This window comes from Lawsonibacter sp. LCP25S3_E2 (assembly GCF_052117285.1).
Classification (GTDB): domain Bacteria; phylum Bacillota; class Clostridia; order Oscillospirales; family Oscillospiraceae; genus Lawsonibacter.
The window spans coordinates 244,105-256,524 of sequence record NZ_JBQKJL010000001.1 but is presented as its reverse complement, the minus strand read 5'-3'; the positions used below and the strand labels follow the sequence as shown (position 1 = coordinate 256,524).

Here is a 12,420-nt window from a genome sequence, read left to right as displayed (position 1 = left end):
GTTACTTGTTGTAGGAATCAAAGGAGTCCAGAATTTCCTGACGGGGAGCGGGGGTGAGCAGGGAGACCACCACAATGGCCAGCAGGGCACAGGCAAAGGCGGGCAGAAGCTCGTAAATGTCCCAGATGCCGCCCATAGGACGGATCAGGAATTTCCACACGAAAATCATCACGCCGCCTACCACCAGGCCAGCCATAATGCCCTGGCGGTTGCTGCGCTTCCAGAACAGGGCACAGAGCATGGCCGGACCGAAGGTAGCGCCGAAGCCGGCCCAGGCAAAGGACACGATCTGGAACACATTGCTGTTGGGATCGGCGGCCAGGAAAATGGCGATCACCGCGATGCAGATGACCGTAAGCCGGGCGATGCGCATGTTCTGCTTTTCCGTAAGCTTAATGCCAAACACGTTCTGCACGATGTTTTCGGAAAAGGCGGAGGAGGCGGCCAGCAGCTGGGAGTCAGCGGTGGACATGGTGGCGGCCAGGATACCGGCCAGGATACAGCCGGCCACAATGGCGGGGAAGATGCCATAGCTGGACAGCAGGTCGGACAGGCGGACGATCACCGTCTCGGTGGCGCTGCCCTCCAGGAAGGGGATGCGGCCGGCAGAGGATACGGCGTGGCCCACGATGCCGATGAGCACCGCCACCCCCATGGAGATCACCACCCACACGGAGGCGATCCGGCGGGAGAGCTTCAGCTCGTTTTCATCCCGGATGGCCATAAAGCGCACCAGAATGTGGGGCATTCCAAAGTAGCCCAGGCCCCAGGCCATCATGGAGACGATGCGGATCATGCCATAGGGCTCGGCACTGTTGGTGGCCGCGTTGTAGGTCTGGCCGAAACTGAGGTAGCCGGGCAGGGATTTGGCATGCTCCAGAACGGCGCCCATGCCGCCGGCCTGCACGATGCCGAAGGTCACAATGATGGCCAGGGCGATGGTCATGATGATGGACTGAATGAGGTCCATGGTGGCCACGGCGCTGAAGCCGCCCACAGAGGTGTAGCTGATGATGACGATGGCGCCCACCACTACGGCGGCCATGTAGTTCCAGCCAAAAAGGCTGCTGAACAGCTTTCCGATGGCGGCAAGTCCCGAGGCCACATAGGGGACAAAGAAGATCAGGATAATGAGTGCGGAAATGCACATGATCACCGGCTTCTTTTCGCCGTAGCGCTTGGAGATGAAGCTGGGGATGGTGATGGCATCCAGCTGTACGCTATAGCGGCGCAGCCGCCGGGCCACCAGCAGGAAGTTCAGGTAAGTGCCGAAGGCCAGGCCGATGGCGGTCCAGCTGGCATCTGCCACACCGCTGAGATAGGCAAGGCCGGGGATTCCCATGAGCAGATAGCTGCTCATGTCCGAGGCCTCAGCGCTCATGGCGGTGACCAGAGGGCCCATGCCGCGGCCGCCCAGATAGAAGCCCTCAGAGCTTTTTTTGGAGCGCCGGCCGATCATAACGCCGGTGAAAATGACAAGGCACAGGTACAGGATAATGGTACCCATGATGCAAAATTGGGAAGTGGTCATACATTCTCTCCTTACTGACGGCGGGGGCCGTCCATACTGCACACACATATCATCCGGGGAATGTATCCGTTGCGGATGACAGTGGGAGCATTATAGCACAAAGGAGAACAGAATGAAATACAGAACATGGTGTAGAATAAATTCTGTACTATGTTCTGTAATATTTGAAAATAATATTGAAAATTCAATAAAAATTAACTGTACATTTCTTGAAAAATAAATCGAACAAAAAGAAAAATTTTAAGTCGCTGTCCGAAAATCACGAAAAAATCGGGGCATCATAGAGGCCCCATACTGCAGCAGAGAATAATCCCCTTCCGATAAACACCAGTCATAGATGAGGGCCCGCTCGCACAGGGCGTAGACCCGCACCATCTCATTGACGGTCACATCGCAGCGCAGCTCTCCCCGCTCCTGGCCCTGGAGGACGATCTGCCTTAAAAGCTTATAATAGGTCCGGTTGTGGTCCAGCAGGTGCTTGTCTCCACGGGTAATGAGCTGGGAGGAGTAGAGCCGGGCCAGCAGGTCCAGGGAGACGGAATTTTCGATCATGGCGAACAGCTCCCGGTTTAAGTACATGAGCTGGTCAAAGCGGTTCTGATCGGGGTCCATGGTCTGGGAGAGCTCCTCATACTTCTGGTCAAAGAGGTAGGAGACGGTGGACAGCAGGGCGTCCTTTCCTTCGAAGTAGTGGTAAAAGGAGCCGCGGGAGGTGCCCGACTCCTCGATGATCTCCTCCACGGTGGTGTCGTCGTAGCCCTGGCGGTAAAAGAGCCGCCAGGCCGCCTCAATGATGCGCCCCTTGGTGTTTCGGGTGTTTTTCTTGGCCATTTCGGGCACTTCCCTTCCAAAAAAGCCCTGTGCAACCGCTGGTTGCCCCAGATTCCAGGAGAACTTGGTTGCCAAATCCCCCTATTTCCCCTATCATAGCATCAAAGAAACCCGAGGAAAAGAGGAAAATCTATGACCTTGTCTGAAAAAATCCTCCACCTGCGCAGCCAGAAGGGGTTGTCTCAGCTGGAGTTGGCGGAACAGTTAGGAGTGTCCCGGCAGAGCGTGAGCAAATGGGAGACAGGCCAGTCGGTGCCCGACCTGGACAAGCTTATTAAGCTTGCCGACCTGTTCAGCGTCAGCGTGGATGAGCTGGTGCGGGAGGGGGAACGGCCCCAGCCAGAGCCTCAGCCGGAACCCCAGGTGGTCTATGTCCGGGAGAAGCACAGCCTGACCAATGCACAGCGGGCGGGCATCTGTGTGGAGGCCGCGGGCCTCATTTTGGCGTTGTTGGGCGTGGCAGGCTTTGGTTCGATTTCCATTTTGATCGGGGTGGGTCTGCTCCTGCTGGGCCTTCCCCTGCTTCTGGCCCAAAAGCACCCCTGGATCATCCTGGGCTGGATGGCGGTGGGGATCAGCCTGGTGGTGTTCAATCCCTATGGCAGCCTTGCCTCCTGGGGCCTTGTGGGAGGAGTCCGGCGGATCTGGGTCTACCTGACGTTTGGCGAGCGGTACATCAGCTATTTGTATGGGGGCCTCATCGGGGTCGTCCGGGGGCTTTTGACCCTGGTGCTGCTTGGACTGACCTGGCGGGCCTGGAAAAACCGAACATAAAAGCGGGGGCGGCGATCAGCCGCCCTCTTTCTTTGCTGCGGGGCGAGGGAGAGGTTTACATCTTTCCGCACCTATGATAAAATGACTGACACTGATTCAAACAGGAGGCGGCAGTATGGCCGGCTACTTTTTCCCCATGATCGCCCGGATGCGGTACATCAACCGCTGGGGCCTTATGCGCAACACCCAGCTGGAAAATATCCAGGAGCACTCCCACATGGTGGCCGTCCTGGCCCATGCCCTGGCGGTCCTTGAAAACCGCTATTTCGGCGGACAGGTGGACCCCGGCGCCGTGGCGGTGGCCGCCCTCTACCACGATGCCAGCGAGATCCTCACCGGAGACATGCCCACGCCCATCAAGTACGACAACCCCGACATCCAGAGTGCCTACAAGCAGGTGGAGTCGGTGGCGGAGCAGAAGCTGCTGTCCATGCTGCCCCAGGAGCTTCGGGAGGATTTTGATGCGGCCATCACCATCCCGGACCCACAGGTCCGGGCGCTGGTCAAGGCGGCGGACAAGCTCTCGGCCTACCTCAAGTGCGTGGAGGAGGTCAAGGCGGGCAACAACGAGTTTAAAAAGGCCAAGGAGCAGACCTATGCCGCCCTGTGCCAGACCCAGGTGCCTGCCCTCAGGTACTTTATGGAGCACTTTTTGGACGGGTTTGAGCTGACCCTGGACGAGCTGTCTTAACCCATCCATTGGATGGAACGTATTTAAAATGAAAAAGGAAAGGATTCGAAGTATGAAAGCCATTGTCACTGTCATCGGCAAGGACCGGGTGGGCATCACCGCTGCGGTGTGTTCTCTGCTGGCCCAGCACAACATCAACATTTTGGACATTAACCAGACCGTCTTGCAGGAGTATTTCACCATGGTCATGCTGGTGGATACCTCCGCCTGCAAGGATTCCATCGGGGAGATGGCCGACCTTCTGGAGCAGGCCGGCAAGGAGCAGGAGCTGTCCATCCGCATCCAGCGGGAGGACATCTTTAACGCTATGCACCGAATCTAAGCGGGAGGTCAACTATGCTCAACCAAAGTGAAATCATGCAGACCATCCAGATGATCGACCAGCAGCACCTGGATGTGCGTACCATCACCATGGGAATTTCCCTGCTCTCCTGTGCCCACAGCGAGGTGAAGGTGGCCTGTGATAAGGTCTATGACAAGATCACCCGCTATGCAGAACATCTGGTGGCCACGGGAGAGGCCATTGAGAAGGAATTTGGCATCCCCATTGTGAATAAGCGTATCTCCGTCACCCCCATCGCCCTGGTTGCCGCCGCGGCGGAGACCGACAACTATACCCCCTTCGCCCAGGCACTGGACCGGGCGGCCAAAACCACCGGTGTGAACTTCATCGGCGGCTTTTCCGCCCTGGTGCAGAAGGGCATGACCAAGGCCGACCGGATTTTGATCCAGTCCATCCCCGAGGCCCTGTCTACCACCGACATTGTGTGTTCCAGCGTCAACGTGGGCTCCACCAAGGCGGGCATCGACATGGACGCGGTGGCCCTTATGGGCCGGACCATCAAGGACCTGGCCCAGGCCACCGCCGACAAGGGCGGCTTTGGCTGTGCCAAACTGGTGGTGTTCTGCAACGCTGTGGAGGATAACCCCTTTATGGCCGGCGCCTTCCACGGGGTAGGCGAGCCGGAGAAGGTCATCAATGTGGGCGTCTCCGGCCCCGGCGTGGTCCACCACGCCCTGAAGGCCGTGAAGGGACAGCCCTTCGATGTGGTGGCCGAGACCATTAAGAAGACCGCCTTCCGCATTACCCGCATGGGCCAGCTGGTGGCCCAGGAGGCCTCCCGCCGCCTGGATACCCCCTTCGGCATTGTGGATTTGAGCCTGGCCCCCACCCCCGCCATCGGGGACAGTGTGGCCCGGATCCTGGAAGAGATGGGCCTGGAGGTGTGCGGCACCCACGGCACCACCGCCGCCCTGGCCCTTTTGAACGACGCGGTGAAGAAGGGCGGTGTTATGGCCTCCTCCTCGGTGGGCGGCCTCAGCGGCGCCTTTATCCCCGTCAGCGAGGACGAGGGCATGATCGCCGCAGCCGCCTCCGGGGCCCTGACCCTGGACAAGCTGGAGGCCATGACCTGCGTGTGCTCCGTGGGCCTTGACATGATCGCCGTTCCCGGCGACACCACCGCTGAGACCCTCTCCGCCATCATTGCCGACGAGGCGGCCATCGGCATGGTCAATTCCAAGACCACCGCTGTGCGTATCATTCCCGCCCCCGGCTGCAAGGTGGGCGACACGGTGGAGTTTGGCGGACTGCTGGGCTCCGCTCCGGTGCAGAAGGTCCACCCCTTCTCCGCGGCGGAATTTGTGGCCCGCGGCGGACGGATCCCCGCCCCCATGCAGAGCCTGAAGAACTGATTGCAGAGAAAAACATCCGCCCGACTCCATCGGGCGGATGTTTTTTACCAGAATTTTTTCTTTTTCATGATCCACAGACAGATCACCACAATGACCACGCTGAGGGCAATGACCGCGGGATAGCCGTACTTCCACCCCAGCTCGGGCATGCCGGCAAAATTCATCCCGTACCACCCGGCCACCAGGGACAGGGGGAGGCACAGCGTGGTGACCACGGTGAGGATCTGCATCACCCGGTTTTGCCGGATGTCCACCTGGGCCTGAAAGAGTTCCCGCACCTGGAGGCAGTACTCCCGCAGCAGCTGGTCCTCGTCCCGCAGACGGCCCAGACGCTTGACGGCCAGATGGAACAGCCGCCGCTCGTGCTCGGTGAAAAAGCCGCTCTCGTTTTCTTCCAGCTCGCAGACCATGTCCCCCAGCTGGGAGTGGTAGCGGTACCAGTTCATGGCCTGCTTGCGCAGGGCGGTAATGGGGGCGCTGAAGCGGTCCAGCGAGCCGGCCAGGACGTCATCCTCCAACTGGCTGAGCTGGTCCTCCAGCTCCTCCAGGTGGTGGTGGTCCTTTGAAATGAGCAGCTCCAGCAGTTCATAAAATACCCGGCCCGGCCCGTTTTCCGTCCAACGCTTTTCTTTGGCCAGGTGCCCGATGAGAGAACGGGCGGCACCGCAGTCATCGCACAGGACCATGTGGCGGCCTGTGAGCAGGTAGCCGAAGGCGATGGGCTGTCCGTCCTTGGTTTTCCGGGGGGTAACGACGGTGCCGCACAGACAGTCTCCCCGCAGCTCCGCCTTGCATACCCGTGCGTCCCGAGCGGGAGGCGTGTGGGGAAGAACCGTCTCCAGCCCCGGCAGCGAGGGGGTGTGGGACAGCTCCTCGCTGGTCAAAAGGGTGAGGGTGCATTCTTCCGGCCCGGCGGGGCGCGTAAGGGGCTCCAGTGTGGGGCCCAATCGATATGTCTCCATGTGCAAAACCTCCCTGTCCGCCTGCCTTTGATGGGAAAAAGCTGGGATTTTATTGTATCACAGCATGGGAAAATGGCAAGGGGCACTTGCCCAAAACCAGGGGCTGTGCTATGATAGGGGACAAATGTTTGGAAAGGAAGCGGCGAAGATGTACATTGATCCCACCCCATACACCACCCGGCCCACGGATGACCGCATTCCCCAGGAGCTGGCCATTTACGACCGGCTGGAGGAGCTGAAGATCCCCTATGTCCGGGTGGATCACGACCACGCCGACACCATTGAGATCTGCCACCAGGTGGAACAGATTCTGGAGGGGAAGATCTGCAAAAATTTATTTCTCTGCAACCGCCAGCAGACGGAGTTTTACCTGCTGATGATGCCGGGAGATAAACCCTTCAAGACCAAATACCTCTCAGCCCAGCTGGGCTGCTCCCGGCTGTCCTTTGCCGACGACGGGCACATGGCCGAGTTTTTGCAGACCGTCCCCGGTTCCGTGTCCGCTATGGAGCTGCTCTTTGACACCGAGCACCGGGTGCAGCTGGTCATTGACCGGGAGCTGATGGCTGATGAGTTTATCAGCGGACACCCCGGCATCTCCACCTCCACCCTGCGCTTAACACGGGAGGATATGCTGAAGTTTGTCGCCTCCACCGGCCACGAGCCCATCTACATCGACCTGCCCGACCCCAGAAACGAGGAATAAGAAAAACGTCCGGCTTTTCATAAACCGGACGTTTTTTTATGCCTTTTTTCAAGCCTTGCGGAGAATGCCCATGGGGGTGCACTCCTCCCCCTGGCCCAGGGGGTTGTCCCCCAGTGCCTTGGCCAAAAAGTCCATGGAGGGGGATTTTTCGGAGAAGCCCAGGATGTTGGCGCCCAGGTCGTTGATGTCCACAATGGCCACCGGGTGGCCCAGGGCCTGGGCCAGCTTTTTGGAGGTGCCCATGGGGTCGGCCGGGGTGAGCACCACATAGTGGTCATAGGGCGGGATGGTGCCCTCGGTGGGGCCGTCAATGCCGCGGGCCTTGGGGCCTGCCACAATATAAAACCAGCCCCGCTTGCCCAGAATCTTGCCGATGATGCTGCAGAAGGCGGCAAAGAGGATCCGGGGCGTGCCGCACTCCTGAAGGGCCATTTCCATGGTCTCGGGGATGCCCAGACCAATGCCCGCGGGGGTCTTGGTCACATAGCGGCTGAGGGTGACGGCCAGCTTCCGGGGTTTGATGTCCTCCATGGGAATGGCCCGGCTCTGGGTGCAGGCCACGGCCTTTTCGGAGATAAACAGGATGTCCCCAGGCTGCATCTTGTCCTTGGGATATTGGTTGACCACATCTACCATGTTGTCGTCCTTGGTGATGAGGTGGGTTTTCACCGGAATGCGCAGATAGTCCACTCCGTCCACGGTACGGACCAGGTTTTTTCCGGGATTGGCGGAATAATTGTCGTGCTCGGGCATGATCTAGTTCTCCTCTCAACGGGGCGCAGGTGCCCCGGTTCAGTTTGTCCAATGCGGGCTCATTATAGCACCCTGTGGACAGGGTTTCCATCCCCTGTGGAAAATTTTTATAAATTCCCCCGGAGGCAGCCCCCGTCCACCCCGGAAATGTCCACATTTCTGAGTTGATTGTGGAGATTTTCTCCGCTCTCCGCCGCCACTTCGGTATACCGGGTGGTGTAGCCCCGCCATGCTCCATCCCGCTGCTGCTCAAAGAGAACCTCCAGCGTTTGCCCCACAAATTGGTCCAGATAGGCCCGTTCCATAGCCAGGGCCACCTGGGCGGCACGATGGGCGTGCTCCTCCTTCACGGACTTGAGCACCTGGCCGGGCATTTTGGCCGCCGGGGTGCCTGGGCGCTTGGAGTAGGGGAAAATGTGCATGGCGGAGAAGGCACACTTCTGGATGAAGTCCAGGGTCTGGACAAACTCCTCCTCCGTCTCCCCCGGAAAGCCTACAATAAGGTCGGTGGTGATGGCGGGGGCGTCAAAATACCGGCGCAGGAGGGCGACGCTCTCGTAGTACCGGGCGGTATCGTACTTGCGGTTCATCCGCTGCAAGGTGGCATCGCAGCCGCTCTGCATAGACAGGTGGAAGTGGGGGCAGAGGTTGGGAAGCTTGGCGGCACGGGAACAGAAGTCCCCGGTAATGGTCCGGGGCTCCAGCGAGCCCAGACGTACCCGGCAGCCGGGGGCGGCATCGCACACGGCCTCAATGAGGTCGATCAGCGTGGGACCATCCTTCCACTCGTGTCCCCAGGAAGAAATTTCAATGCCGGTGAGCACCAGCTCCCGGTAGCCCTCGGCGGCCAGAAGGGCGGCCTGCTCCCGTGCCTTGTCCAACGGCAGGGAGCGGATGGGGCCGCGGGCATAGGGGATGATGCAGTAGGAGCAGAAGTTGACACAGCCGTCTTCCACCTTCAGCATGGCACGGGTCCTGCCCTCCAGACCGCCGGCGGGCAGGATCTCAAAGACCCGGCGCTCAAAGGCGTTGTCCAGGGCGGTAATGGGCTGGCGCTCCTGCCAGGTTTGCTCCAGCAGCTCCACAAAGCCCTGCCGGTCCCCGGTGCCGGACACCAGGTCGATGGACAGCCCCTCCATGTCCTGGGGGTGGGTCTGGGGATAGCAGCCGCACACGGCGATGATGGCATCGGGGGCGGTCTTCCGGGTGCGGCGGATGACCTGCCGGGACTTCTTGTCGCTGACGGCGGTGACGGTGCAGGTGTTGATGATATAGGCATCAGCGGGCGACTCAAAGGGGACCAGAGTGTGGCCGCGGGCGCTGAGCAGCTGCTCCAGAGCCTGGGTCTCGTACTGGTTCACCTTGCAGCCCAGGGTATAAAAGGCGATCTTCATGGAGCCACCGGGTGCTGGGGGACCACGGCACAGATGACCAGGTCCTCCTCACCGTCGTTAATGAGGCTGTGGCTGTGGCCCATGGGGCAGTAGTGGCAGCTTCCGGCGGAGAGGGGCTCATACGCCCCGTCGTACAGGACCTTACCCTTGCCGGAGAGGATGAAAATGATCTCACTGTTGCCCTCGTGGGTGTGCAGGCCGATGGAGCTGCCTGGGGCCAGACGGCCGTTCATGATCTTGTTGTGCTCGTCCTGAAATACCTTGTTGAAAAATGTCCCTTCCCCACCCTTAAAATTCGAGTGGGTGCTCTCTTCCATGGCGTCAAAGCGAATGAGCATGGTTGTTGTCCTCCTTTGTATGTTATGCCGGAGGGGAATCCGGCTTCGTCAAATCTTCGGGAAGCAGCTCCATGAGCTGCTCACGGGTGGGCTGGTCCAGCTGGGCCACCCGGTCGGACTGGCGGGAGACGGCCTTTTCAAAGAGATTGCGTACGTCCCGTGCGTTGCCGAAATTCTCGTCCCGGCTGGCGTAGAGGGCCTGGAGCTGCTGCTCCATAAGCTCCCCGGCGGACTGGGACAGGGCGTAGCCGTTCTTTTTGCACATGGAGCGGAAAATGTCCATGAGCTGCTCTCCGTCGTAGTCCTCAAAGAAAAAGTATTTGTTGAACCGGGATTCCAGGCCGGGGTTGGAGTGGATAAAGGCCTCCATAGGGCCGGTGTAGCCGGCTACGATGACGATGAGGTCCTTGCGGTGGTCCTCCATGTTTTTCAGCAACACCTCAATGGCCTCGTGGCCAAAGTCGTTGGCGCTTTCCGCGTTGACCAGGGCGTAGGCCTCGTCGATGAACAGTACGCCTCCGATGGCCTTCTGCACGGCCTCCTGGGTTTTCAGAGCCGTCTGGCCCACAAAGCCCGCCACCAGGCCGGAGCGGTCCACCTCAATGAGCTGCCCCTGGGAGAGGACCCCAATGGCGTGATAGATTTTGGCCAGCAGCCGGGCTACCGTGGTCTTGCCCGTGCCGGGGTTGCCCAGAAAGACCAGGTGGAGGGACATGGGAGGCACGGGCAGCCCCGCCTTCTCCCGGAGGTTTCGCACCTTTACCAGGTTGATGAGGCTCTTTACGTCCTGCTTCACCTTCTCCAGGCCGCACAGGCTGTCCAGCTCTGCCAGCAGCTCCTCCAGGGTGGGCTCCTTTTCCTGGGGCGCTTCCTGGGAGGACTGGGGTTCAGGCTGCTTCTGGGTGCTGGGAGCGGCGGGGGCGGGCTGGACCGGGGCGGAGACAAACTGGTCTGCCTTCAGGGCGGGACGCTCCCCCTTCAGCCCGTCTTTCTCACACAGGGACAGCAGAGCGTCGCTGCAGGCGTTGACGAATCCGGCCTCGCTCTCGCTGACTACCCCGTCCACCGCCGCGAAGAGCAGCAGAATGAGCGTGAGCTGGTCGGTAAAGCGCCGGGCCAGGGAGGTGCCCCGCATACGGTCGTACCGGCGCAGATCCTCAAAGAAGGACGGGGGCTGAAAAAGATCAAAATTGGCCACCCCGGTGGCTACCTCCCAGTAAAGCGCGGAGGGCACCGGGTTTCCCTGGGACCAGATGGCGTTATAAAACTCCACATGGCGGGGGGTGATGGAGCTGGCATTGTCCGCCTGCCAAACTCCCAGGGCGTACTGGCGCATATAGCCGTCCACCTGGCGGCTGAAGCTCATGCGAAGAGCCGGGTCTGGGATCAGTTTTCGAAAGGCGGTTGTGGCCTCGCTGTACTGCTTGTGGACCTCGCTGGGGGTCATGGGGTCGCCCATGATGCCCGCCTCCTTTCCGGGATTTCTGACCGTATTATTATATAAAAAAGAGAAAAGCCGGTCAAGGGAAGATGAGGAGTTTACATAAAGATGTAAACTTTTTGTTATTTCGACTTTTTCCGTTGACGGGATTGCAAAATCCCTGTAAAATAAATAACGTATATCCAAATGCAACATGGAGGAACTGATTATGGCAGATAAGCAGAATTCGTCCCCCCGCGACAGTGGAGCCAAAAAGGCGCCCCCCCGGCGCAATGATGTGATCCGCTGTGAAAACTGCGGGGAGGACTATGCCATCACCTATAAGCGCTGCCCCTTCTGTGATGAGCGCCCCGGCCGGGCAGGGGGAATTGTGTCCGGCGGCCGGCGGGTGGCCAACACCCGCGGCGGCGGCTATGGCAAGCCCATCAACCCCATCCAGGTGGCTGGGCTCATTATTTCCCTCATTGTCATCGTTGCCGCGCTGGTGATCGTGGTCCGATTCATTGGCGGTCCTCTGCTCAGCGGCAAGGTCGGCACCAGCTCCGGCCAAAGCTCCGTGAGCACCAGCCAGAGCAGCACCAGTCAAAGCGGCACCAGCCAGGGCGATGCCAGCCAGAGCAGCAGCCAGGTGGGTACATCCTCTTCCGGCCAGAGCGGCAGCGCTTCCCAGTCCGGCGGGGTGGAGGTGGAGTCTATCACGCTGAACGGAACGGACTACACCCTGCAGTATAACGAGACCTTCACCTTTGTGGCCACGGTCACGCCCGAGGGAGTGGAGGAGCCTGTGGTCTGGACCAGCAGCAACCCTGAGATCCTCACCATCGACGACAAGGGCAACGTACAGAACATCAACACCGGCAGTGAGCTGGAGCGGGTCACCGTTACGGCCACCTGCGGCGGTATGAAGGCGGAGTGTGTGGTCTTCTGCCGGGCCCAGAATCCGGGCACCAGCTCCGGAGAGAGCGGCACCGGCACCTCCGGCGGCAATACCGGAACTTCCGGCGGCAGCACCGGCACAGTGACCTCTGGCAGCAAGGGCACCATTGTCAACGCCGGCGGCGGCCTCAACATCCGTTCCGGTCCCGGCACCAGCTATGACAAGGTTGCCAGCGCCCAGAACGGTGCGGAGGTCACCATCCTGGGCGAAGAGAATGGCTGGTACAAGATCAAGTATAACAACACCGACACCGGTTATGTGTCCAAGGACTATGTGTCCGTAAGCTAAGCATAAGTACACCGGGCGCCGGGGAACGGCAAGTTCCCCGGCGCTTTTTTGTGTTCTTGCATTTGCCGGAAAGTTGGGG

At 59.9% G+C, this 12,420-nt stretch carries 13 protein-coding genes; 6 read left to right on the top strand and 7 right to left on the bottom strand.

Annotated features, from left to right (window positions below; all coding sequences use genetic code 11):
- Position 1: 1 nt before the first annotated feature.
- Entirely contained in the window at positions 2–1,531 is a 1,530-nt protein-coding gene (locus ACTQ3R_RS01330; RefSeq protein ID WP_441777489.1) for a sodium/proline symporter, read from the bottom strand.
- A 240-nt stretch (positions 1,532–1,771) separates the two neighbouring features.
- Positions 1,772–2,362, bottom strand: coding sequence for a TetR/AcrR family transcriptional regulator (locus ACTQ3R_RS01325; RefSeq protein ID WP_441777490.1), 591 nt, complete (start codon positions 2,360–2,362; stop codon positions 1,772–1,774).
- Positions 2,363–2,494: 132 nt separating this feature from the next.
- On the opposite strand from ACTQ3R_RS01325, the gene ACTQ3R_RS01320 reads away from it, so the two are divergent.
- The 4 genes from ACTQ3R_RS01320 (at position 2,495) to ACTQ3R_RS01305 (ending at position 5,522) form a co-directional block, all read left to right on the top strand.
- The gene (locus tag ACTQ3R_RS01320; RefSeq protein ID WP_441777491.1) at positions 2,495–3,136 is read left to right on the top strand and encodes a helix-turn-helix domain-containing protein; all 642 of its coding nucleotides are present in this window, start codon (positions 2,495–2,497) and stop codon (positions 3,134–3,136) included.
- Between the two features lie 115 nt (positions 3,137–3,251).
- A complete protein-coding gene (yfbR, locus tag ACTQ3R_RS01315; RefSeq protein WP_441777492.1) occupies positions 3,252–3,827 on the top strand; it encodes a 5'-deoxynucleotidase in 576 nt (191 codons plus the stop codon).
- Between the two features lie 52 nt (positions 3,828–3,879).
- Positions 3,880–4,149 carry an ACT domain-containing protein gene (locus ACTQ3R_RS01310; protein WP_441777493.1) on the top strand — a complete coding sequence of 90 codons (270 nt, stop codon included), beginning with the start codon at positions 3,880–3,882 and terminating at the stop codon, positions 4,147–4,149.
- A gap of 14 nt (positions 4,150–4,163) precedes the next feature.
- Positions 4,164–5,522 carry a PFL family protein gene (locus ACTQ3R_RS01305; protein ID WP_441777494.1) on the top strand — a complete coding sequence of 453 codons (1,359 nt, stop codon included), beginning with the start codon at positions 4,164–4,166 and terminating at the stop codon, positions 5,520–5,522.
- Between the two features lie 44 nt (positions 5,523–5,566).
- On the opposite strand, the gene ACTQ3R_RS01300 is transcribed toward ACTQ3R_RS01305, so the two are convergent.
- Entirely contained in the window at positions 5,567–6,484 is a 918-nt protein-coding gene (locus ACTQ3R_RS01300) for a magnesium transporter CorA family protein (protein WP_441777495.1), read from the bottom strand.
- 148 nt (positions 6,485–6,632) lie between these two features.
- Here ACTQ3R_RS01300 and ACTQ3R_RS01295 point away from each other — a divergent pair, with 148 nt between their 5' ends.
- Positions 6,633–7,190 carry a prolyl-tRNA synthetase associated domain-containing protein gene (locus tag ACTQ3R_RS01295; RefSeq protein ID WP_441777496.1) on the top strand — a complete coding sequence of 186 codons (558 nt, stop codon included), beginning with the start codon at positions 6,633–6,635 and terminating at the stop codon, positions 7,188–7,190.
- 48 nt (positions 7,191–7,238) lie between these two features.
- On the opposite strand, the gene ACTQ3R_RS01290 is transcribed toward ACTQ3R_RS01295, so the two are convergent.
- The 4 genes from ACTQ3R_RS01290 to ACTQ3R_RS01275 all read right to left on the bottom strand — a co-directional run bounded on the left by ACTQ3R_RS01290 (position 7,239) and on the right by ACTQ3R_RS01275 (position 11,134).
- Positions 7,239–7,943, bottom strand: a complete 705-nt coding sequence (locus tag ACTQ3R_RS01290) for a coenzyme F420-0:L-glutamate ligase (protein WP_441777497.1) — start codon at positions 7,941–7,943, stop codon at positions 7,239–7,241.
- 107 nt (positions 7,944–8,050) lie between these two features.
- Entirely contained in the window at positions 8,051–9,337 is a 1,287-nt protein-coding gene (gene mtaB, locus ACTQ3R_RS01285) for a tRNA (N(6)-L-threonylcarbamoyladenosine(37)-C(2))-methylthiotransferase MtaB (protein WP_441777498.1), read from the bottom strand.
- Positions 9,334–9,675, bottom strand: a complete 342-nt coding sequence (locus ACTQ3R_RS01280) for a cupin domain-containing protein (RefSeq protein WP_441777499.1) — start codon at positions 9,673–9,675, stop codon at positions 9,334–9,336. Before ACTQ3R_RS01280 ends, mtaB begins: the two co-directional genes overlap by 4 nt.
- Before the next feature lie 22 nt (positions 9,676–9,697).
- Positions 9,698–11,134, bottom strand: a complete 1,437-nt coding sequence (locus tag ACTQ3R_RS01275) for an AAA family ATPase (RefSeq protein ID WP_441777500.1) — start codon at positions 11,132–11,134, stop codon at positions 9,698–9,700.
- Positions 11,135–11,324: 190 nt separating this feature from the next.
- Here ACTQ3R_RS01275 and ACTQ3R_RS01270 point away from each other — a divergent pair, with 190 nt between their 5' ends.
- Complete coding sequence (locus ACTQ3R_RS01270; protein WP_441777501.1) at positions 11,325–12,341, top strand: SH3 domain-containing protein; 1,017 nt, start codon at positions 11,325–11,327, stop codon at positions 12,339–12,341.
- Positions 12,342–12,420 lie beyond the last annotated feature (79 nt).